The sequence below is a fragment of the Bradyrhizobium uaiense genome, assembly GCF_010811875.1.
Taxonomy (GTDB): Bacteria; Pseudomonadota; Alphaproteobacteria; order Rhizobiales; family Xanthobacteraceae; genus Bradyrhizobium; species Bradyrhizobium uaiense.
Window position 1 is genome coordinate 13,211 of record NZ_VKHP01000085.1, and the last position, 20,254, is coordinate 33,464.

A 20,254-nucleotide genomic window follows, 5' to 3' on the forward strand; every position below is an offset into this window, starting at 1 on the left:
CCTGGCCGCGTTCGCGCGGCCGCAAGGACGCACTGCGTCTTTGCACTTGCGCGTGCGTATCGCGCGGCGAGGTCGATCCCGACTAAATCCTTTGATCGATCTTTCGAGACCCGAGATCGGCCGCATGGATCAATCGATCCGGTTCACCGGCTCGATCCTTTCTGGTCCACCGCGGCGAATAGGCTTTTCGCGGCACAGCTGCCACAACAGCACCAACGCAACGACGTGCCGCCTCTTTCGCTCGCTGCGTGAATGCAAATTGTCGCGGAAGACGGATCGGCTGCACGAACGAGCGGCAGATCGGTCAGGATTGATTTCATGAATCCAGTTGCCGACATCGCTGGTCTGACTGCCTTGTGGCAGAGAACGTCGGGAGGCGATCCCGCGGTAAAGATCGCGATTATCGACGGCCCGGTCGACCTCAATCATCCCTCGCTCAGGCAGGCTCGCGTCGCCATGGGCGGCGAGTTCGTCGCGCCGTCATCGACGACGATCCAGTCCGAGCACGGCACCCATGTCACGAGCGTGCTGATGGGCACGCCCGGCAGCCCGGTGCTCGGCGTGGCGCCGAATTGCAGCGCGACGGTGTTTTCGATCTATCGCGAGAATGCGGCCGGGCAGATCGAGCCGTCCTCGCAAAGCACATTGGCGCTCGCGATCAACCAGGCGCTGGCCGTCGGCGCCGACATCGTCAACATCAGCAGCGGTCAGCAGTCCGCGACCGGACAGGCCGACCGCATTCTGGTCGACGCGGTCCGCGCCTGCGAACGCGCCGGCAAGCTGATCGTCGCCGCCGCCGGCAATGACGGCTGCCGCTGCGTCCAGGTGCCGGGCAGCCTGTCTTCGGTGCTTGCGGTCGGCGCGAGCGATCTCGCCGGCAATCCGCTGCCATTCAGCAATTTCGGCGATGCCTATCTCGAGAACGGCATCCTCGCGCCGGGCGAGAACATCGCCGGCGCTTCGCCGGTCCGCAATGTCAGCCTGCGGTCCGGAACGAGCTTCGCTGCGCCGATCGTCACCGGCGTCGTCGCGTTGCTGCTCTCATGCCTGCGTCAGAACGGACGCAAGGCCGATCCGCAAGCCGTCCGTGCCGCGCTGCTCGAAAGCGCGGTGCCCTGCCGTAATGACGGCAGCGCCTCGCGCTGTCTCGCCGGCCGGCTCGATATTCCCGCGGCTGTCGCCGCCCTGCTTGGCGAGCAGGCGGACGCCGTCATGCCGTCGGGTGCCACGGCCGCGCCTCCTCGCTTCTGGGGAGTGTCCGCGCGCCCTTTCGTCCAACCGTCATCCGCCGCTCAGCCAACTGCAACCAGAGAGGGTTCCATGGGAGATCTATCAGCAATGTCTGCACCATCGGCTCCGCGCATATTCGGGCCGGACGGCTCGGTCCTGCGAAGCAGCGCCGGGATCATGCCAAGCGAGGCACAACCTGCCGCGCCGGCGGCACCTGCGGCCATGGCCGTTCCCGTTGATCACGGTGTCGTCGCGGCGCCGATGGCAGCGCCCGCGCCCTATCCCTATCACGCCCCGCATGCGGGCGGCGACATGGTCTGGATGCCGGCACCGGCACCGCAGATGGTGATGCCGCCGATGATGGTGCCGCAGATGACGATGCCTCAGGCCGGCATGATGCCGCAGACATGGTTGCAGCCGCAGCAGCTGCCTGCGCTGATGCCGAGCCACGCGCTTCCCGTCGCAATGCCGCAGGCGCTGCCGATGTACGAAGCCCCTGCGGTTCGAACCAGCGAGAAGAGCTGCGGCTGTGGCGGCGGCATGCGTCCGCAGGGCGCCACGCCCGAGTCCACCGGGCAGCTCGCCTTCCCGATCGGCAGGCTGTTCTACGATTTCGGCAAGGAAGCCCGCCTCGACTATTTCGTGCAGGCGATCGCCAATTGGCGCGATAGCCTGATCGGACGCGGCGATCCGGTGTTCGGGCCCGAGCGCGACCGCTCCGGCGACACCTCGGCGCCGTACAATCCGGCGATCATGGCGCGCTATCTGCTGAACCAGGCCGAAGGCGAGGCCGCGACGCCGCCCGGCTCCGGCAACAACTTCCCGGACGCCGACGCCATCACCTGGACGATGACGATCGATTCGATCCCGATCTATGCGATCAAGCCGCTCGATGTGTTCGGTCTCGGATTTTTCGCCGCACTGATCCTGGCGCTGTGGCATCAGGAAGTCTCGCACGACGATCCGGCGACGACCCGTACCATGGTGACGGCGACGTCGGCCGCCGCCGACGCACGACCGACGACGCCTCCGGCATTCCCGCCGCGCGGCGGCGTCGCGCGGGTCTCGATGGCCGGCTGGGTCGACAGCACCAACACGACCAAGCTGCTCAACGGCACCGTCGTGCCGACGCTGGTGACCGATTGGCGCGGCTTCTACCAGTGGGATCTCTACACGCTGTTCGGGCCCGATCCCGAGACCTGGCCGGCCGGCGCCGAGGGCTTCCTCGAGCGGATCTACAACGAGTTCCGCAATGTCGGTCTCTCGCCGCAGGATCGCGCGCTGAATTATTCCGCGATGAATGCCTACAACACGCGGAAGATCTTCACCGACGTGGCCCAGAAGGGCCTCCGGCTCGACACTGTCGAAGTCGACCAGAGCGTGATCTGTCGCCCCGACTCGATCTGCCACGACGTGACCTACCGCTTCTTCAACCCGACGCAGGTCCTGACCCAGGCGCGCGAAGTCTATCAGTACACGATCGACGTGAGCGACGTGGTGCCGGTGGCGGTCGGGCCGCTGCGGCAGTGGCAGGTCTATTGACGCGATTGCTCCTCTGCGTCCGGAGGAGATCAGAACGTGGCGCGAATGAGCGTCACGTGGTCCAGGGGATCGACGCGATGAGCGATCCCCTGGGCGACGTCCAGCGACGGCTGCCCCGGTCGGTGCCCACCTCCCGTAGTTGCCGTCAATTCAAACCGAAAGAAGGAGCTGAACATGTACGCAAGGAACGACTTTGAGACCTTCGGCAGCGTGCGTAGCCCGATCCAGTGTGAGGGCATCGAGCGCGGTCCGAAGCGGATTGCCGAAGTGGCGACCAACGGGTCGGTCAACCCGCAGGGTTGGCAGGACATCGTCGGTGGCGTCGTGCAGGCGCTGCCGGGCGTCCTCGGTGCTTTCGGCATCTGACCGCCAAACTCGGGGCCCGGCGCTGTCGGGCCCCACCACTCCCGAGGAGGCCGACATGATGCAGAAATCCACTGCCAGGAGCCCAGAGCAACAGCGGCAGAACGGTCGCCGGATCGAGCCATCCGGAAAGATCGTCGTGTCGTCAGTCGTGAGCCACGCCTCGCTGCTCGCTGCGATCAGCGACCGCAACCCGATCATCGCCAAACGCACCACATCCGACGAGGACAAATCCTGAAATCGTCGTCATCACCGAACCTATGGAGCCGATGCCATGGCAAAAACGCCCCGCAAATCCGGATCCGACAGCGCCGCCTCTCCGCCGCCGGCGGAAGCGCCATCCGCAGCGTCAAGCAACGCGGAAGCGCGGCGCCCGATGGAGGCAGCTCTTGTCGCCCGCCCGAAGATCGCAACCACCCCCGCTCCGCCGACCACGTCGGCCTACATGGCGCCGCCGCAGGGCCCCGGTGCTCCGCAGCAGATGCGCCATGATGGCTCGCCGCATTCGGAGGAGCGGCTGAACACCGCGATGAAGATTCTGCTCGATCCCGCGGCGCGCGCGATGCCGAGCAAGGTCTATTCCGGACAGGCGCGAAACTGGACCCGCAGACCGTGATCGATCCCACGCGGCAAGCCGCGCTTCGATCCGTTGCCCAAGCAATGCAACGGCCCGCCCGTTCCGGCGGCGCGGCCGTTGCCGTTTGTCGGAGAGAAACATGAACGAGACCAGCAATCCCCCTCGCATCAATCTGCGCCGCGCCGCCTTCACCTTTGTGGGCCTCGGGACGTTGTTGTTTCTCGCGGCCGGCACCATGCGATGGGCCGGCGCCTGGGTGTTCCTGCTCGAGATCACGATCGGTGGGCTGATCACCGAGGCCTGGCTCGCCAGGCATGATCCGGGATTGCTGGCGGAGCGGCGCACCGCGCGCGGCCAGGCAGGATGGGATCGCATCATCACCTCGATCATGCCGCTGTTGTGGCTGACTTGGCTGCCGCTGATGGCGCTCGACGCGGTGCGTTACCAGACGTCGTTCATCCCCGTCTGGCTGCAATGCACCGGCGCTCTCATGATCGCGGCGTCCTTTTACATCGCCTACCGGACCTACCGGGAAAACAGCTACGCGGCGCCGGTCGTGAAGATCCAGCGCGAGCGCGGGCACACTGCGGTGACCACGGGACCCTACGCCTATGTGCGGCACCCGATCTATGCCGGCGGCCTGTTGACCTATCTCGGCACGCCGTTGCTGCTGGGATCCTGGTACGGCCTCGCCATCGTGCCGGTCATGGCGGCGCTGCTCGGCCTAAGGTCCATGATGGAGGAGCGGATGCTCACCGCCGAGCTCGACGGTTATGCCGATTATATCGCGCGGGTGCGTTACCGCCTGGTGCCGATGGTCTGGTGAGTTGGTTCCGCGTGGCGGAGTTTGCCGCAATCTCGCGGCTTGCCTGACCGGCGGCAATTCTCATAAAGAAGGCTGGACGCGCGTTTCCCTGTCTCTGGCCGAACGGCCGGACGACCCGAGGCGAAGCCGCCGCTTTGCAACGGGCAGGACATTGATGATCGAAGCAGTGATCTGGGATTTCGGCGGCGTCTTGACCACCTCGCCGTTCGAGGCATTCGCGCGCTATGAGACCGAGCGTGGTTTGCCGATCGACATCATCCGCCGCACCAACGCCGCCAACCATCTCGAAAACGCCTGGGCCAAGTTCGAGCGCGCCGAGATCGATATCGACGCGTTCGACGTGCTGTTCGCCAAGGAATCGAAGGCGCTCGGCGCTGAGGTGCGCGGCAAGGACGTGCTGCCGCTGCTCTCCGGCGACTTGCGGCCCGAAATGGTCGAGGCGCTGAAGCGCATCAAGGCGAAATTCAAGACCGGCTGCATCACCAACAATCTGCCCTCGAACGCGATCGGCAGCCATAGCGGGCGCACGCTCTACGTCGCCGAGGTGATGTCGCTGTTCGACCACGTCATCGAGTCCGCGAAGATCGGCCTGCGAAAGCCCGACCCGCGCATCTACCGGATAATGGTGGAGACGCTGCAGGTGAATCCGCAGCACTGCGTCTATCTCGACGATCTCGGCGTCAATTTGAAGCCGGCGCGCGAGATGGGCATGACCACGATCAAGGTCGCGAATGCCGCGCAGGCAATCGGCGAGCTCGAGGCCGCGACCGGCCACACGCTGAGGTGAAGCGGCCTCCCGGCATATTCACGCCGCATTCAGGCGGCGGCTTCTAATTGTAGTGCTCCCCCGGGTCACGGCGCGATCGTGATATCGCATCGTGATCCCTTTCCTGGTCTGAGCATGATCGCCCGGAAACCGCTCTGCGTTCCGGCGCATGCCCGCGGAGGCACATCCCATGAAACGTCTCGTCGTCGCCCTTGTCTCGGCTGGTTCGCTGCTGGTCTCGGTCGCAGCGTTCGCGCAATCACCATCCGCCCCCGCATCGACCGCAGCGCCGGCGGCAACTCCCGCACCGGAGAGCACGTCGGCGGCGGCGCCCGTGCCCGGAGCGAAGCGTGCGGCCTGCCAGAGCGCTGCGAAACCGCTGAAGGGCCAGGACCGGCACGACCAGATGCAGCTCTGCATGGCGCAGGCGCATCTCGACTGCCTGAAGCAGGCGATCGACCAGAAGATCGTCGGCCCGCAGCGCAAGGATTTCGTGAAGAGCTGCGCGAGCTGACGACGGGCGGGCCACGAGATTCTTCTCCTTCCCCCTAAAAGGGGGAAGGTTGGGATGGGGGTCAGGCCACAGGCGACGCAGCTCATGGAGAGAGCTGATCCCCACCCGCTTTGCTCTCGCGAGCAAGGCGACCTCCCCTTTTCAAGGGGAGGTTCGAACCACACGCGAACAACCGTAGCCCGTATTGCGCTCGGCGGAATACCCGGAACCATGCGCTAACCCCATGCCGTTGCGGGCCAAACGAGCCTTGTGCTTTGCCCGCAACGGGCGCAGAACAGGTCCGAGTTCAAGGCAAATTCGGAGCTGATCCTCGTGGCTGACACCAGGCCCACCGCCTCGATCGAGGCCGTGGAAAGCGGCCTCGCCGCGCAAGGCTATATTGCAAGCCGGCAGATCGCGACCGCGGTCTATCTGTCGCAGCAGATCGAGAAGCCGATCCTGGTCGAGGGCCCTGCCGGCGTCGGCAAGACCGAGCTGGCGAAGGCGATCGCCGCATGGCGCGGCATGAAGATGATCCGCCTGCAATGCTATGAGGGCCTCGACGAGGCCAAGGCGCTGTATGAGTGGAAGTATGCCAAGCAGCTGCTCTACACGCAGATCCTCAAGGACAAGCTCGGCGAAGTGCTCGGCGGCGCACAGACGCTGGCCGCTGCGCTCGACCAGCTTCACACCTTCGGCGACGTGTTCTTCTCCAAGGAGTTCGTCGAGCCGCGACCGCTGTTGCAGGCGCTGGAGCAGCCGGCCGGCTGCGTGCTCCTGATCGACGAGATCGACAAATCGGACGCGGAATTCGAATCGCTGCTGCTGGAGATCCTCTCGGACTTCCAGGTCACGATTCCCGAGCTCGGCACCGTCTCCGCAGTGGCGCCGCCGACCGTGATCCTGACATCGAACAGCGAGCGCGATCTCGGCGATGCCTTGAAGCGGCGCTGCCTGCATCTGCATATCGGCTTTCCCGAGCAGAAACTGGAAGAGCGCATCGTCGAGAGCCGGGTGCCCGGCATCTCGCAGACGCTGCGCAAGCAGATGGTCGGCTTCATTCACGAGATCCGTTCACTGGATTTGAAGAAGCTGCCCTCGGTCAGCGAGGCGATCGACTGGGCGCGCGTGCTGGTGCTGCTGCAGGCCAGCGAGCTCGACCACGAGATCGTCAAGGACACGCTCAACGTGTTGCTGAAATACGAGGCCGATATCGAGGCAGCGACGCCGCAGATCTCGTCCTTCATCGCCAAGGCATCGCGCCAAGGCGTGTTTAGTTAGACCAAGATGCGCGAGAACCTGCATCGCTTCTTTCGTGCGGCGCGGGGAGCCGGGGTCCGGGTCTCGCCCGCCGAGAGCATCGACGCGATGCGCGCGGTCGCCCAGGTCGGCTTTGCCGACCGCGACATCCTGCGCGACACGTTCCTGCTGACGCTCGCCAAGACGCAGGATGAGAAGCGCTCGCTCGGCGAATGCTTCGACCTGTTCTTCAGCCAGCCCGAGCCGCAGCAGGAAAGCGCTGAGCAGAACAAGACAGACGACGACAACGAATCCGGCGCCAACCCGTCGGCCGATGAGCATGGCGATACGGCGGGCGGTGCAGCCAACGAGAACGTCGGGCCGCTGGCGCAGATGCTGCTGTCGCAGGATCGCTCCGCGATCTCGACGGCGATCGCCAACGCTTCCGGCGCCGCGTCGCTGCCCGACATCCGCTACTTCACTCAGCGCGGCATCTTCCAGACCCGCATCCTCGATGCGATGGGCATCCAGCGCCTGCGCGACGACATCGACGATCTGACGACGCGCAATCCGGCGCTCGCCGAGCGGCTGCAGGAGGCGCTCAACGGCCTGCGCGGCACCGTTCGCGACACGGTCTCGCAAGCGCTGTTGCTCTACGGCCGCGAGGAAACGGAGAATCTGCGCAACGAGATCCTGCGCAACGCGCCGCTGGCACGGATCGAGCCGCGTCAGGTCGAGCAGATGCGTACGCTGATCCGCCAGATCGCGCGGCGGCTGCGCGAGCGCTATTCCAAGCCGCGCAAGCGCCAGCGCCGCGGCCATCTCGACGTCCGCCGCACGCTGCGACGGAACGCGGCTTGGGGCGGCGTGCCGTTCCTTACCGCGTGGAAGCGCAAGCATCGCGACCGGCCGAAAATCGTTGCGCTGTGCGACGTCTCGGGTTCGGTCGCCCGCGTTTCGGACTTCTTCCTGCTCTTGATCCACAGCCTGCACGAGGTCGTCGACGACGTCCGCTCATTCGCCTTCTCGGGTCACCTGATCGAGGTCAGCGACATCCTGGAATCGAAATCGCCGGAAGAGGCGATGAAGGAGATCATGTCGAAGGTCGGCTTCGGCTCGTCCGACTACGGCAATTCCTTCGCCGATTTCGAGGACAATTGGATGAGCGCGATCACGCCGCAGACGACGGTGATCGTGCTCGGCGACGCCCGCAGCAACAATCTAGATCCGCGCGCCGACATCCTGCGCCGCATCGGCGAGCGCTCCAAGCGGCTGGTGTGGCTCAACCCGGAAGGTCGCATGGTCTGGGGCTTTGGCGATTCCGAGATGCCGCGTTATGCGACCTTCTGCACCGTGGTGCGCCAATGCGCGACCGCGCGGCAACTCGAGCGCGCCGTCTCGGACATCGTCGCGACGTATCAGTAGGCCGCTTGGCCGAACTGCCTAGATCGCAAGCGACTCGCTGTGGAACAGCCACCCGACGAATGCGATCGCCGTCAGCGCGATCGAGGCAGAGACACTGACGAGCTTGATCGTCGTGATCGCCTTCAGCACCGAGATCGATCGCGCCGCCGCATGCGGGTCGCCGTGCAGCAACAGCCATGCCAGCAGGCAATCCTCGATCAGATCGCTGAGCAGGTATACCGCCGGCACGACCAGACCGAGCCACGCCGCTGACGGATAGATCTGGTTGAGCCAGTGCGATGATGCTGCGCCCATCGCGCCCGCCAGCGCCAGCATGACGATGAGATCGAGCGGGAACAGGATCGGAAAGACGTACTTCATCCGAAGGTCGGACTGCACCAGTTCGCCAAGCTGGTCGCCGCTGTAGCTCAGCGTCTTCTCTGGAAAACGGGTACGGAACCTGTTGGCAAAAACCCGATCGGAGTAGCCGCCGACCCACCGGAACAGTCCGAACGCACTTACCACCAGCTCCGCGAGAATGGTCGTCACGAGAGCTTGATGGCTCATGCCGACCCGTTCCTGTCCTTGTCGGGGAAGCTGCGGGAAGCAGCGGGCAAGATGATCGCGCACACCGGCGAAATCCCTGGAGAAGAAAAATATCGACGCAATACGACAATGATGCCGAGCAGATTTCCACCTTTTCCAAAGTGTTGCAATTGAATTCTAGCAACGCTGTGCGGAGCGAGCGCACAGCCGATCCCGATGCCGCAAACTTCAGCAACTCGGCCTGCGGTCACGCCGCGTACACCAAACCGTCTTCAATTGGAGATTGAATCTTCCTTATGCTCTGCCGTACATTGAGGCCACCAATTTTCACGGCGACCGCGGGGGCAACGGATGCCGAAAGATATTGTGATTTGTTGCGACGGCACCGGCAACGAGATCGGTGCCAATATTTCCAGCGTCCTGAAGCTGTTTCGCGTCGCCGACAAGAATGACCGGCAGCGGATCCATTATCATCCGGGTCTTGGCACGATCGGCCTGCAGAACAGCTGGGGCCGCTTCAAGCAACAGGTGCGCGGCTTGTTCGGGCTGGCCTTCGGCGCCGGTCTCGACGAGGACACGCTCGGCGCCTACCAGTTCCTGTGCCGGACGTGGGAGCCCGGCGACCGGGTCTGGATGTTCGGCTTCAGCCGCGGTGCCTATACCGTGCGCGTGCTGGCAGCCTTCGTCCATGTGATGGGCCTGTTGCCGGTCGACCAGCTCGACCTCGCCGGCTACGCCTTCTCGACCTACAAGAAAGCCAGCTCCGATGCCCAGAAGTCCGACGGCACGTTCGACGATGCGCCGCTGAAGGAAGCCTGGCACTTCAGCCAGATCGCCGGCGGCCGCAACATCGACATCGAATTCGTCGGCGTCTGGGACACCGTCGCCTCGATCATCGTGCCGCGGCAGGACAACTTCCTGTTCGACTTGCAGACGCTGCTGTTCACCCGCACCAACTCCAGCGTCAGGCGGTTCCGCCAGGCGATCTCGATCGACGAGCGCAGGCGCATGTTCCGCCTCAACCGCTGGATCGAGCCGCAGAAATTCCGCTCCGATCCGTTCGATCCGTCGACCGCGATGGAGCAGGACATCCGCCAGGTCTGGTTCGCCGGCGTGCACTCCGACGTCGGCGGCGGCTATCCGGAGGACCAGAGCGGGCCGTCGAAGTTTCCGCTGATCTGGATGCTTGAGCAGGCCAAGACGGCCGGGCTGCAGATGGATCAGGCGCTGATCGATCATCTCGCCTGGGGAATGCCGTTGCCGCCGCACACGCACGACTATGTGCCGCCGAGTGCGACGGCGCCGCTGCACAATTCGCTGACCGGCGCCTGGGAAATCCTGGAATGGATCCCGAAGAGCGACAAATGGAAGGAATGGCCGGAGCGGAAGTCCTTCCTCGGCTTCTATCTGCCGCGCGGCGAGCCACGGCCGATTCCGGACGGCGCAATCATCCATAGCTCGGTGCTGGAACGCATGGAGAAGGTTCCGACCTACAAGCCGATCAATCTGCCGAAGACCTACGAGGTCGAGGAGATGACGCCGCCACCAGGACCGCTCGCTCCGACGGCCTGACGCGCTACGCATCGATCAGCCGTCCCGATCCGCGTGCGGCTGGGTCCAGCCGGTCGTATGGGCGAACGACGGGCGCCGATTGCCTGAATTGAGTTTATCGTGGGACGGTGTATTAACACGTTTCGTTCCGGAATCGTTCGACCCGGAAACTCGAATCATCCTCCCAGGGATCATGACCGCCCAGCCCGCCCTCGATCGCGCATCCGATTCGCCTCGCGACGCGCGATCCGTGCTCAGTTCCGTATTCGGCCTGTCGGGCTTCCGCGGTTCGCAGGAGAAGATCATCCGCCACGTCACCGATGGCGGCAATTGCCTGGTGCTGATGCCGACCGGCGGCGGCAAGTCGCTGTGCTATCAGCTGCCGTCGCTGCTGCGCGATGGCTGCGGCATCGTGGTGTCGCCCTTGATCGCGCTGATGCGCGACCAGGTCGCGGGCCTCACCGAGGCCGGCGTCAACGCCGCGGTGCTGAATTCGACGCTGTCCTATCAGGAGGCCTCCGAGGTCGAGCGGCGGCTGCTCGCCGGTGATCTCGACCTGCTCTATGTGGCGCCCGAACGGCTGCTGACGCCACGCTGCCTCAATCTGCTCAGTCAGGCGCAGATCGCGCTGTTTGCGATCGACGAGGCGCATTGCGTCTCGCAATGGGGCCATGACTTCCGCCCGGAATATATCGGCCTGTCCGCACTCGCCGAACGCTTCCCCAAGGTGCCGCGCATCGCGCTGACCGCGACCGCGGATGCGCTGACGCGAAAGGAGATCGCCGAGCGGCTACAGCTCGCCGACGCGCCGGAATTCGTCGCAAGCTTCGACCGGCCCAACATCCGTTACGAAATCGTCGACAAGCAGAATGCCACCACGCAGCTGAAGAACTTCATCAGGGAGCGGCATGCCGGCGACGCCGGAGTGGTTTATTGCCTCTCGCGCGCTAAGGTCGAGGACGTCGCGGCATCGCTGAGCGAGGCCGGCATTCCGGCGCTGCCCTATCACGCCGGGCTCGATGCGGGCGTGCGCGCCCGGCATCAGGACCGCTTCCTCAACGAGGACGGCCTTGTGATCGTCGCAACGGTTGCGTTCGGCATGGGCATCGACAAGCCCGACGTGCGCTTCGTTGCGCATCTTGATCTGCCCAAGAGCATCGAGGCCTATTACCAGGAGACCGGACGCGCCGGCCGCGACGGCAAGCCGTCGGCCGCGTGGATGGCCTATGGTCTCTCCGACATCGTGCAGCAGCGCCGCATGATCGATGAATCGACCGGCTCCGACGCCTTCAAGCGCGTCTCGGTCGGCAAGCTCGACGCACTGGTCGCGCTGGCCGAGACCGTGCATTGCCGGCGGCAGCGCCTGCTCGGCTATTTCGGCGAGACCCGCAGCGATGAAAGCTGCGGCAATTGCGACAACTGCCTGACGCCGCCGCGCGTCCGCGACGGCAAGGTGCTCGCACAGAAGCTGCTGTCCTGCGTCTACCGCACCGGGCAGCGTTTCGGCGCCATGCACCTGATCGACGTACTCGTTGGGCGGCTCACCGAACGGGTCAAGCAATTCAATCACGACCAATTGTCGGTGTTCGGCATCGGCCGCGAGCTCAACGAGAAGCAATGGCGCGCCGTGCTGCGCCAGCTGGTGGCGATGGGCCATCTGCGCGCCGACAGCGACGCTTTCGGCGCACTGAAGCTGACCGACAGCGCCCGCGGCGTGCTGAAGGGCGACACCGCGGTGATGCTGCGCGAGCAGCCGGAAGGCGCGCGCAACCGTGCGATCCGCGGCAAGTCGCGCCGTGGTGACCTCGCGGCGGCGGCCGACAGCCCCGGCGGTGCCGCGAACCCCACGCTGCATGCGGCATTGCGCGCCTGGCGTTCTGAGGTCGCGCGGCAGCGCGGCGTGCCGGCCTATGTGGTGCTGCACGATTCGACCATCGACGGCATCGCCGCGATGCGTCCGGACACGCTGGACGAGCTGCGCAACATCGCCGGGATCGGAGACAAAAAGCTCGAGCATTACGGCGCCGAGCTGATCCGGATCGTGAAGGCGAATGACGGCTAGCGACGCAACGATTAGCTTGCCATCAGCTCTGCCGTGCCGCCCGCCAACTCAGGCCCGATTGCCGAGGCAGCATTTCTTGTATTTCTTGCCGCTTCCGCACGGGCATGGATCATTGCGTCCGACGTGGCGCAGCGGATTCCTCACAGGCTCAGTTGGCGTCCATTCCGCATCGAAGTCTTCGTCGGCGAACTGGCCCATGGCGTCATCGTATTCAGTCCATGCCAATGCGTCGACAACATCTTCGATATAGCCGAGATGCGCCTCCTCAAAGCGGGCAATGTCCGCGGGCCTCTGTTCGGCGTCGGCGAGATCCTGCTCAAATTCGTCGTGTCGAGCCATCCATTCAGGAATCCTGCCTTCGTCGATCGCGCGGTGTACCAGCGGCGCGAGCTCGCGCAGCCCCAACATGGCGATTGCCCGCTGCCAGCCGAACCAGGCCTGGTCCTCGTTTTCGGCGAATTCTTCCTCGTAGAACGCCAGCAGCAGGCGTCGGATCCGCTCGTGCGGAATGCTCCCGTTCCACGCAAGGAACGTCGCCGCACCGAGAATCTGTTCGCGGACGAACTGGTCGACAGATCAATCCGAGATCGGGCTCAGTAAAGTCTCGACGTCGCCGTCGAACACGCCAGCAACGATGCTTGCCATGCTTTGCGTCACGACGTCGCCCAGCAGATCATCGAGCTCGGCTTCGGTGCGGCGCAGCAACCGGAGCAGGTCCCGGCAAACTTCTCTATCCCGGCCGCCGCCGAGAATATACAGGCCACGGAACAGCAGCACGACTTCGTCGTCGGAGAGCGCTTCGCCATTCGCGGCCCGAGCGACCAGGGCGCGCAGCGGGGGCACCGCCTCTTCCATCCTGAGCAGGCACATTCCGACGGCAAGAGCAGGTAGCCGCGGTTGAATGGCGATTGCATCCAGGCAATCTTCGATGGGCCCTAGATCGCCTTGCTTGAAGATGGCTTCGACTTCTTCCTTTTTCATGGAACCTGGCCCTTGCTTGGATATGGGAGCTTACACTCGTGCTGCTGTACTGGACCACCTCTCTATTGGCCGCGGCATGGGAGCCATACCGGACGCGGCAACGCATGTGCTTGCGGGCCGCGCCACCCTCGCCCTAATCTTTCAGTCGCAGCGTCCAACGAGGCGCGGCCAAGACACAACTAAGATAAGGGATGAGACCGGCCATGGCTCAGGAGAGCACCGCGCGCAAGACTGCGCGCCCTGCCGAAAGTGGAACGTTCGATGCCGTGGTGATCGGCGCAGGCTTTGCCGGCATGTACATGCTGCATCGGTTGCGCGGGCTCGGCTTCACCGCGCGGGTCTATGAGGCCGGCGGCGGCGTCGGCGGCACCTGGTACTGGAATCGTTATCCCGGCGCACGCTGCGATGTAGAGAGCCTGCAATACTCCTTCTCGTTCTCCGAGGAACTCGATCAGGACTGGAGCTGGTCGGAGAAATATTCTCCGCAGCCCGAAATTCTCGCCTACGCCAATCATGTCGCCGATCGCTTCGATTTGCGCAGCCAGATCGTGTTCGACACCCGCGTCACCGCGGCGACCTTCGACGAAAAGGAAGGCAGCTGGCTGATCGAGACCGACCGCGGCGACAGGGTCACCGCGAAATTCTGCATCATGGCGGTCGGCTGCCTGTCGGCGCCGAACCGCCCCGCCTTCACCGGCATGGAAGATTTCGACGGGCCGATCTATCACACTGGCGAATGGCCGCATGAGGGTGTCGACTTCACCGGCCTGCGCGTCGGCGTCATCGGCACCGGCTCGTCCGCGATCCAGTCGATCCCGATCATCGCGCAGCAGGCCTCCGAGCTCACCGTGTTCCAGCGGACCGCGACCTGGTCGGTACCGGCATGGAACGAGCGGCTGTCAGCGGAATATCTGAAGGAAGCCAAGGCGCATTATCCGGAGCTGCGTGCCAAGGCGCGGGCGCGGCCGACCGGGTTCTATTTCCTGTTCAACGCCCAGCCCGCCTTGCAGGCGAGCGAGCAGGAACGCGAGCGGCTCTATGAGGAGGCCTGGCAGCGCGGCGGCCTGCCCTTCCTCGGCTCGTTCGGTGACCTCTTGTTCGAGAAGGCGGCCAACGACACCATCGCCGATTTCGCGCGCGAGAAGATCCGCGGCATCGTCAAGGATCCCGCCACGGCCGAGCTGCTGTGTCCGCAGAACGTGTTCGGCTGCAAGCGGCTCTGCGTCGATACCAATTATTTCGAGACCTACAATCTGCCGCATGTGAAGCTGGTCGATGTGTCGAAGACACCGATCGAGCGGATCACGCGTGATGCCATCGTGGTCGACGGCACCGAACACAAGGTCGATGCGATCGTCTCCGCCACCGGCTTTGCCGCCATGACCGGCTCGTTCGACAAGATCGCGGTCAGCGGCCGCGGCGGCCAGACGCTGGCCGAGAAATGGCGGGCCGGTCCGCGGGCCTATCTCGGCCTCGCCTCGGAGGGCTTTCCGAACCTGTTCATGATCACAGGTCCCGGCAGCCCGTCGGTGCTCGCGAGCATGATCCAGGCGATCGAGCAGCATGTCGACTGGCTGGCGGATTGCCTCGGTCACATGCGCGACATCGGCGCCGGCACCATCGAAGCGGTCCGCGACGACGAGGACGCCTGGGTCGCCCATGTCAACGACGTGTCCACGGTCTCGCTGCGCTCGACCTGCAGCTCCTGGTATGTCGGCACGAATATCCCGGGCCGGCCCCGCGTGTTCATGCCCTATATCGGCGGCTTCCCGATCTATGTGCAGAAGTGCAATGAGGTGATGAATTCGGGCTATGACGGCTTCGTGCTACGGGGCGGACGCAACGGCAACGCACCGCCGCAGGTCCGCTTCACCGAGCGCTGGCAGGTGCCGCTCGACATCGAGGTGATCTCGCCGGCCGCGGTCGCCGCCAAGCGCGTTCCGGTGGTCTGATCGCCCGCGGTATCCCCGCCGGGATCGCGCGTGATAGTGTGGCGCCGGACCGCGTTTCGCATCGTGGGCCGCACGGGGGATAATGGCCGACACGGCGTTGCAGGGATTGATCGAGCGGATCGGCGCTGACCATGTCGTGCGCCGGCTTGGGATCGAGGCTGCGCATGAGAAGCAAGTGTTCGGCCAGGGCACCTTGCTGTTCAATGTCGAGAACTGGAAGCTGGCGCCGCGGATCGTCACCACCGCGCTGAAGGTGACCGGCCTCTACGGCCGCGCACGGCGCAACGCCGACCGGGTCGAGGTGCGGCGAAATCTGGTGACGTCGACGCGGCTGCCGCCGGCATTCGATGGCTTCACCATCCTTCAGCTCAGCGATCTCCACGCCGACATCAGCCAGGGCGCGATGCGGCATCTGGCCGACATCGTGCGCTACATCGCCTGCGACATCTGCGTCCTGACCGGCGACTATCGGGGCAAGACGTTTGGCTCGTTCGAGACCAGCCTCGCGCTGATGAGGGATCTGTGCGCGCGGATCAAGCTGCCGCTCTACGGCATCCTCGGCAATCACGACAGCATCCGCATGACGCCGGCGCTGGAGGCGATGGGCGTCAGGATGCTGTTCAACGAGCAGGAGCCGATCACGCGCGATGGCGCGACGATCCATCTCGCCGGCATCGACGACGCGCATTTCTACCGCACCGACGACATTGCAAGGGCAGCAGTGGCGATCCCGCGCGATGCGTTCTCGATCCTGCTGGCGCACACGCCGGAATCCTATCGCGCGGCGGCCGCGGCCGGCTTCGACCTGATGCTGAGCGGCCATACCCATGGCGGCCAGCTCTGCCTGCCCGGCGGCATCGCGATCAAGCTGGAGGCGCGGCTGCCGCGGCGGATGGGCAAGGGCGCCTGGCGGTTCGGGGAACTCGCCGGCTACACATCCACGGGCGCCGGCACCAGCCTTGCGCCGGTGCGGCTGAATTGCCCGGCCGAGATCACGGTGCACACCCTGCGGCGGTTGCGCTAGCTGGTAAGCTGCCGCCCGACGAGCTGCCGGCCAGGCGCGCATTGCCAAAATATCGAAAACAACCCCATGCAAAGTAGCCGGCGGCTGCCCGGGAGGTATCAATTTGCCGGCTTCTTCGCGCCCGCGCTTTGCTCGTTGACCTTGCAAACGATCAGGAGCGTGTAGCCGCGCGCGTCCTTTGCGATCTCGGACGTCTCCCGCTTTGATGCATCATGCCACTCGGCCGTCTGGTACTGCACCGCGCTGTTGTCGAGGAAATCGCGCAACGCCCCGGTCTTGATCGCGAAATTGATGTTCTCCGGGATGCTTCCCGTCGCCCGCGCAACCGTGACCGCATCGAGCTTGGCGGCGACGACGCCGACCACACCACCGCCGAGATCGAACAGCGGCCCGCCGCTGTTGCCCGGCTGCACCGCGGCGCTGATTTGCAGGAAGCGGGTGTCGTTGAGAATGCCGCTCAGCGACGAGACGATGCCGGTGGTCACGGTGAAATCGGACGTCAGCAGTCCGTGGTAGGGATAGCCGATCGCCACCACGCCATTGCCGACCGGAATGGGATTTTGCCTGATCTTGGCGACATCCTTGAACGGCGACGGCGCCTGCAGCAGCGCGAGATCGTTGGTCTCATCGCCGGACACCAGCCGCAATTTGACCGGCGCCTCGCCGCTCAAATTGCCGGTGATCTCGCTGCAACCATTGATGACATGATGGTTGGTGACGACGTGACCGCTGCTGCTGACCACGAAGCCGGTCCCGGTCCCGGACCTTGCCTGCTTCTGCGCCGGGTTCGGTGCAGCCTGCGGCGGCGCCGGCGCAGCCGCAGGCTTCGCTGCGACCGCAAACTCGCCGGCATTGGCAACGCCGTTCTTCTTCACCGCGACGACGCAGTTGAGCAGCGCCGGCAGCAATTGTCCGGTTTGATTCAGGTTGAACTGAAACAACTGTCCCTGCGCGAACGCTGTCATCTGGTGCGCCTTGCGGAATTGATTGATCAGGTTGGAGGTCACCGGCATCTCGACGTTGACGAGCTGGGTGCCGAGCGGCATGCCGTAGACATTGAACGCCGGCTGGCCGTCGAAGGTCAGCGCGAGTGGAAAGGCCTCACCCGGCGTCAGACGCCAGCTCTCATGGGCAAAGCCCAGCCGCCAGCTACCATTCGCGGTAATCGCGACCACGAAGTAGATTCCGCTTTGGTAGACCGTCCCCGCCGAGCAATGCGTGAATGCACCGCTCTTGTCGTCGGTGAAGGCGCCGCCCTTCCAGTTGCCGACCGTAATCGAGCCGTAGGGACCGCGGGCGTCCAACGGACTTGCAGACGCAAACAGCCATGCGGCCGCAATGGCCGCCCGGATCGCAACTCTCATGAGGCTCACTCTCCAGCCACAACCCATCGCAGGAGGCGGAGAAATTCATCCGCAAGTGGTGCGCGGCCTGGCCTTCGTCCTGCCGCCGCGCAATACCGCCGCGGATGAGGCAATCGCCACACCCTCAGGTTACAGGCGTCATGTTCTTATTTTGTTCTTAAGGTGTCAACCCAGACATATTCCATCGGCCGCGTAAACGGCTGCTACTGCGGCTCTCGAACCGAAGACTGCGCCGGCGGATTCGGATCACTGAACCAGTACCAGGACGCGAGGGCATGGACGCCGACGCCGATCAGGAAGATGCCGGCATACAGCTCGACCGCGTGATTCATCCCCAGCAGGCGGGCGCGCAGGACAGAGCCGTGGCCCGGGTAGGTCCAGAACCAATGCCCCACGGCGACGATGCCAAGGCCAAGCGCGGCGACAGCCCGGCCCGCCGCATTCATCATCCTCACGCGAAGGTCTCCCGACTCTCCCGGCCGGGACAGGATATCGGGAGAAGCTGACGCCGACCTTACTCGTGCGAATGGAACGCAGCCCGGATAGAGCGGGAGCGAAATCCGGGACGGTCTTTCCGCGGAGGGGTGCTGTCTTCTCCTTCCCCCTGAAAGGGGGAAGGTCGGGATGGGGGTCAGCCGCAGGCGATGCTGCAAGCGGAGAAAGCAGATCCCCACCCGCTTTGCTCTAGCGAGCAAAGCGACCTCCCCTTTTCAAGGGGAGGTTTGGAGCAGTGTGGACCGGATTTCGCGGAACCTGTCACCGGACGCGCATTCGCGCGACCCGCTGACTCCATCCGCGCTACAAGACGTGCGATGCCTCAGCCGTTGCGGAACGCGTAGGCGTAGCCGTTGAGCGCCGGCGCACCGCCGAGATGGGCGTAGAGCACCTTCGATCCGGCCGGGAAGAAGCCCTTCTGCACGAGATCGATCATGCCCTGCATCGATTTCCCTTCGTAGACGGGGTCGGTGATCATGCCTTCGAGCCGCGCGCTGAGGCGGATCGCCTCCTTGGTCTCTTCCGACGGCACACCGTAGGCGGGATAGGCATAATCCTCGATCAGCACGACATCATCCTCGACGATGTCGCGGCCGAGCTCGACGAGCCTGGCGGTGTTCTGCGCGATCGACAGCACCTGCGCCTTGGTCTGTGCGGGCGTGAACGAACCGTCGATGCCGATCACGTTGCGCGCGCGCCCATCGGCTGCGAAGCCGACCAGCATGCCGGCATGGGTCGAGCCGGTCACCGTGCAGACGACGATGTAGTCGAACTTGACGCCGAGCTGGCGCTCCTGCGCGCGCACCTCTTCGGCGAAGCCGACATAGCCGAGCCCGCCATATTTATGCACGGAAGCGCCGGCCGGGATCGCATAGGGCTTGCCGCCCGCCGCCTTCACTTCCTCGATCGCCTGCTCCCAGCTCTTGCGGATACCGATGTCGAAGCCATCGTCGACCAGGCGCACATCGGCACCCATCACGCGCGAGAGCAGGATGTTGCCGACACGGTCATAGACGGCGTCCTCATGCGGCACCCAGCTCTCCTGCACCAGCCGGCACTTCATGCCGATCTTGGCCGCAACCGCCGCAACCATGCGCGTATGGTTCGACTGCACGCCGCCGATCGAGACCAGCGTATCGGCGTTGGAAGCGATCGCGTCGGGGATGATGTATTCGAGCTTGCGCAGCTTGTTGCCGCCGAAGGCGAGCCCGGAATTGCAATCCTCGCGCTTGGCATAGAGCTCGACCTTGCCGCCGAGATGCTTTGACAGCCGATCGAGCTTCTCGATGGCGGTCGGCCCGAATGTGAGCGGATAGCGCGCGAACTTCTCCAGCATGCTGGCATCCTCTTTGGTGGTCTGGAATGGCGGCCACTCCTATCACCACCGGCGCGAAAGGTGCTCTCTAACTCGACCCGATTTATCGCCGAAGATTGCCAGATTTGGCAGCAGTGATATGGTTTCTTTCACGATATCGACAAATAGTGAGAGATTCTTCCATGTCCGCCCGGCTCGACCGCATCGACCTCAAGATGTTGAGATTGCTGCAGAAGAACGGCCGGCTCAGCAACGCCGAGCTGGCCGACCAGGTCGGCGTCAGCCCCGCCACCTGCCATCGCCGGACCCAGGCGCTGTTCGACGAGGGATATGTCAGCAGCGTCCGTGCCATGGTGGCGCCGCGCAGGCTCGGCAAGGGCACGCTGGTCATGGTCGGCATGGATGCGATTGAAATCCTCCATGTCGCCGGCGCGGATCTTGAGGAAGTAGTCGAAGTCGCCGGCGACGAGGTGGCAGTCGAGCACGCATTTGAGTTTCGCCACGGCCTGCTCGAAGCTCGCGAA

20 protein-coding genes and 2 pseudogenes are annotated in these 20,254 nt (G+C 64.6%); 14 read left to right on the forward strand and 8 right to left on the reverse strand.

Going from position 1 to position 20,254, the window contains the following annotated elements; all coding sequences use genetic code 11:
- The first annotated feature begins 318 nt into the window (after positions 1 to 318).
- The 9 genes from FNJ47_RS20795 to FNJ47_RS20835 all read left to right on the forward strand — a co-directional run bounded on the left by FNJ47_RS20795 (position 319) and on the right by FNJ47_RS20835 (position 8,461).
- Complete coding sequence (locus tag FNJ47_RS20795) at positions 319 to 2,772, forward strand: S8 family serine peptidase (RefSeq protein ID WP_163156370.1); 2,454 nt, start codon at positions 319 to 321, stop codon at positions 2,770 to 2,772.
- 174 nt (positions 2,773 to 2,946) lie between these two features.
- Positions 2,947 to 3,138 carry a hypothetical protein gene (locus FNJ47_RS20800; RefSeq protein WP_021078101.1) on the forward strand — a complete coding sequence of 64 codons (192 nt, stop codon included), beginning with the start codon at positions 2,947 to 2,949 and terminating at the stop codon, positions 3,136 to 3,138.
- A gap of 55 nt (positions 3,139 to 3,193) precedes the next feature.
- The gene (locus FNJ47_RS20805; protein ID WP_163156371.1) at positions 3,194 to 3,373 is read left to right on the forward strand and encodes a hypothetical protein; all 180 of its coding nucleotides are present in this window, start codon (positions 3,194 to 3,196) and stop codon (positions 3,371 to 3,373) included.
- A gap of 36 nt (positions 3,374 to 3,409) precedes the next feature.
- Positions 3,410 to 3,751: a hypothetical protein gene (locus FNJ47_RS20810; protein WP_163156373.1), complete on the forward strand. Its 342-nt coding sequence runs from the start codon at positions 3,410 to 3,412 to the stop codon at positions 3,749 to 3,751.
- 100 nt (positions 3,752 to 3,851) lie between these two features.
- Positions 3,852 to 4,538 (forward strand): methyltransferase family protein, encoded by a 687-nt coding sequence (locus tag FNJ47_RS20815; RefSeq protein WP_163156375.1) that lies wholly within the window; start codon positions 3,852 to 3,854, stop codon positions 4,536 to 4,538.
- Between the two features lie 154 nt (positions 4,539 to 4,692).
- Positions 4,693 to 5,325 carry an HAD-IA family hydrolase gene (locus FNJ47_RS20820; protein ID WP_181957700.1) on the forward strand — a complete coding sequence of 211 codons (633 nt, stop codon included), beginning with the start codon at positions 4,693 to 4,695 and terminating at the stop codon, positions 5,323 to 5,325.
- Positions 5,326 to 5,494: 169 nt separating this feature from the next.
- Positions 5,495 to 5,818, forward strand: a complete 324-nt coding sequence (locus FNJ47_RS20825) for a hypothetical protein (RefSeq protein ID WP_163156352.1) — start codon at positions 5,495 to 5,497, stop codon at positions 5,816 to 5,818.
- Positions 5,819 to 6,130: 312 nt separating this feature from the next.
- Positions 6,131 to 7,078, forward strand: coding sequence for an AAA family ATPase (locus FNJ47_RS20830; protein ID WP_106324890.1), 948 nt, complete (start codon positions 6,131 to 6,133; stop codon positions 7,076 to 7,078).
- Positions 7,079 to 7,084: 6 nt separating this feature from the next.
- Positions 7,085 to 8,461 carry a vWA domain-containing protein gene (locus FNJ47_RS20835; RefSeq protein ID WP_163156378.1) on the forward strand — a complete coding sequence of 459 codons (1,377 nt, stop codon included), beginning with the start codon at positions 7,085 to 7,087 and terminating at the stop codon, positions 8,459 to 8,461.
- A gap of 18 nt (positions 8,462 to 8,479) precedes the next feature.
- On the opposite strand, the gene FNJ47_RS20840 is transcribed toward FNJ47_RS20835, so the two are convergent.
- Complete coding sequence (locus tag FNJ47_RS20840; RefSeq protein ID WP_165445784.1) at positions 8,480 to 9,007, reverse strand: hypothetical protein; 528 nt, start codon at positions 9,005 to 9,007, stop codon at positions 8,480 to 8,482.
- Positions 9,004 to 9,237: a hypothetical protein gene (locus tag FNJ47_RS20845; protein ID WP_163156380.1), complete on the reverse strand. Its 234-nt coding sequence runs from the start codon at positions 9,235 to 9,237 to the stop codon at positions 9,004 to 9,006. Before FNJ47_RS20845 ends, FNJ47_RS20840 begins: the two co-directional genes overlap by 4 nt.
- A gap of 100 nt (positions 9,238 to 9,337) precedes the next feature.
- On the opposite strand from FNJ47_RS20845, the gene FNJ47_RS20850 reads away from it, so the two are divergent.
- Together FNJ47_RS20850 and recQ are read left to right on the forward strand one after the other, a co-directional pair.
- A complete protein-coding gene (locus FNJ47_RS20850) occupies positions 9,338 to 10,558 on the forward strand; it encodes a T6SS phospholipase effector Tle1-like catalytic domain-containing protein (protein ID WP_163156382.1) in 1,221 nt (406 codons plus the stop codon).
- A 172-nt stretch (positions 10,559 to 10,730) separates the two neighbouring features.
- Positions 10,731 to 12,599, forward strand: a complete 1,869-nt coding sequence (gene recQ, locus FNJ47_RS20855; RefSeq protein ID WP_163156384.1) for a DNA helicase RecQ — start codon at positions 10,731 to 10,733, stop codon at positions 12,597 to 12,599.
- A gap of 48 nt (positions 12,600 to 12,647) precedes the next feature.
- On the opposite strand, the gene FNJ47_RS53945 is transcribed toward recQ, so the two are convergent.
- Together FNJ47_RS53945 and FNJ47_RS20865 are read right to left on the reverse strand one after the other, a co-directional pair.
- A complete protein-coding gene (locus tag FNJ47_RS53945) occupies positions 12,648 to 13,007 on the reverse strand; it encodes an SEC-C metal-binding domain-containing protein (RefSeq protein WP_163156386.1) in 360 nt (119 codons plus the stop codon).
- A gap of 168 nt (positions 13,008 to 13,175) precedes the next feature.
- Positions 13,176 to 13,580, reverse strand: a complete 405-nt coding sequence (locus FNJ47_RS20865; protein WP_163156388.1) for a DUF1186 domain-containing protein — start codon at positions 13,578 to 13,580, stop codon at positions 13,176 to 13,178.
- A 203-nt stretch (positions 13,581 to 13,783) separates the two neighbouring features.
- On the opposite strand from FNJ47_RS20865, the gene FNJ47_RS20870 reads away from it, so the two are divergent.
- Both FNJ47_RS20870 and FNJ47_RS20875 read left to right on the forward strand, forming a co-directional pair.
- The gene (locus FNJ47_RS20870; RefSeq protein ID WP_163156390.1) at positions 13,784 to 15,532 is read left to right on the forward strand and encodes a flavin-containing monooxygenase; all 1,749 of its coding nucleotides are present in this window, start codon (positions 13,784 to 13,786) and stop codon (positions 15,530 to 15,532) included.
- 82 nt (positions 15,533 to 15,614) lie between these two features.
- Positions 15,615 to 16,556, forward strand: a complete 942-nt coding sequence (locus FNJ47_RS20875) for a metallophosphoesterase (protein ID WP_163156392.1) — start codon at positions 15,615 to 15,617, stop codon at positions 16,554 to 16,556.
- Positions 16,557 to 16,654: 98 nt separating this feature from the next.
- Here FNJ47_RS20875 and FNJ47_RS20880 read toward each other — a convergent pair whose 3' ends face one another.
- The 3 genes from FNJ47_RS20880 to FNJ47_RS20890 form a co-directional block, all read right to left on the reverse strand.
- On the reverse strand, positions 16,655 to 17,920 hold the full coding sequence (locus FNJ47_RS20880) for a S1C family serine protease (RefSeq protein WP_163156393.1): 1,266 nt from the start codon (positions 17,918 to 17,920) through the stop codon (positions 16,655 to 16,657).
- A 203-nt stretch (positions 17,921 to 18,123) separates the two neighbouring features.
- A complete protein-coding gene (locus tag FNJ47_RS20885) occupies positions 18,124 to 18,369 on the reverse strand; it encodes a hypothetical protein (protein ID WP_236000018.1) in 246 nt (81 codons plus the stop codon).
- A 368-nt stretch (positions 18,370 to 18,737) separates the two neighbouring features.
- Positions 18,738 to 19,751 (reverse strand): 1-aminocyclopropane-1-carboxylate deaminase, encoded by a 1,014-nt coding sequence (locus tag FNJ47_RS20890; protein WP_163156395.1) that lies wholly within the window; start codon positions 19,749 to 19,751, stop codon positions 18,738 to 18,740.
- 161 nt (positions 19,752 to 19,912) lie between these two features.
- Here FNJ47_RS20890 and FNJ47_RS53260 point away from each other — a divergent pair.
- Positions 19,913 to 20,131, forward strand: a pseudogene (locus FNJ47_RS53260) (Lrp/AsnC family transcriptional regulator); the annotation flags it as partial.
- On the opposite strand, the pseudogene FNJ47_RS53950 reads toward FNJ47_RS53260, so the two are convergent.
- Positions 20,123 to 20,254, reverse strand: a pseudogene (locus tag FNJ47_RS53950) (Lrp/AsnC family transcriptional regulator); the annotation flags it as partial. The pseudogenes FNJ47_RS53260 and FNJ47_RS53950 overlap by 9 nt on opposite strands.

Bases quoted from the DNA above. Each gene is read 5' to 3' on its own strand.
- FNJ47_RS20840 (WP_165445784.1), bottom strand. From the start codon at position 9,007: ATGAGCCATCAAGCTCTCGTGACGACCATTCTCGCGGAGCTGGTGGTA.
- FNJ47_RS20800 (WP_021078101.1), top strand. From the start codon at position 2,947: ATGTACGCAAGGAACGACTTTGAGACCTTCGGCAGCGTGCGTAGCCCG.
- FNJ47_RS20795 (WP_163156370.1), top strand. From the start codon at position 319: ATGAATCCAGTTGCCGACATCGCTGGTCTGACTGCCTTGTGGCAGAGA.
- FNJ47_RS20885 (WP_236000018.1), bottom strand. From the start codon at position 18,369: ATGATGAATGCGGCGGGCCGGGCTGTCGCCGCGCTTGGCCTTGGCATC.
- FNJ47_RS20815 (WP_163156375.1), top strand. From the start codon at position 3,852: ATGAACGAGACCAGCAATCCCCCTCGCATCAATCTGCGCCGCGCCGCC.
- FNJ47_RS53945 (WP_163156386.1), bottom strand. From the start codon at position 13,007: ATGTTGGGGCTGCGCGAGCTCGCGCCGCTGGTACACCGCGCGATCGAC.
- FNJ47_RS20810 (WP_163156373.1), top strand. From the start codon at position 3,410: ATGGCAAAAACGCCCCGCAAATCCGGATCCGACAGCGCCGCCTCTCCG.
- FNJ47_RS20835 (WP_163156378.1), top strand. From the start codon at position 7,085: ATGCGCGAGAACCTGCATCGCTTCTTTCGTGCGGCGCGGGGAGCCGGG.
- FNJ47_RS20875 (WP_163156392.1), top strand. From the start codon at position 15,615: ATGGCCGACACGGCGTTGCAGGGATTGATCGAGCGGATCGGCGCTGAC.
- FNJ47_RS20865 (WP_163156388.1), bottom strand. From the start codon at position 13,580: ATGAAAAAGGAAGAAGTCGAAGCCATCTTCAAGCAAGGCGATCTAGGG.
- recQ (WP_163156384.1), top strand. From the start codon at position 10,731: ATGACCGCCCAGCCCGCCCTCGATCGCGCATCCGATTCGCCTCGCGAC.
- FNJ47_RS20850 (WP_163156382.1), top strand. From the start codon at position 9,338: ATGCCGAAAGATATTGTGATTTGTTGCGACGGCACCGGCAACGAGATC.
- FNJ47_RS20870 (WP_163156390.1), top strand. From the start codon at position 13,784: ATGGCTCAGGAGAGCACCGCGCGCAAGACTGCGCGCCCTGCCGAAAGT.
- FNJ47_RS20805 (WP_163156371.1), top strand. From the start codon at position 3,194: ATGATGCAGAAATCCACTGCCAGGAGCCCAGAGCAACAGCGGCAGAAC.
- FNJ47_RS20880 (WP_163156393.1), bottom strand. From the start codon at position 17,920: ATGAGAGTTGCGATCCGGGCGGCCATTGCGGCCGCATGGCTGTTTGCG.
- FNJ47_RS20820 (WP_181957700.1), top strand. From the start codon at position 4,693: ATGATCGAAGCAGTGATCTGGGATTTCGGCGGCGTCTTGACCACCTCG.
- FNJ47_RS20825 (WP_163156352.1), top strand. From the start codon at position 5,495: ATGAAACGTCTCGTCGTCGCCCTTGTCTCGGCTGGTTCGCTGCTGGTC.
- FNJ47_RS20890 (WP_163156395.1), bottom strand. From the start codon at position 19,751: ATGCTGGAGAAGTTCGCGCGCTATCCGCTCACATTCGGGCCGACCGCC.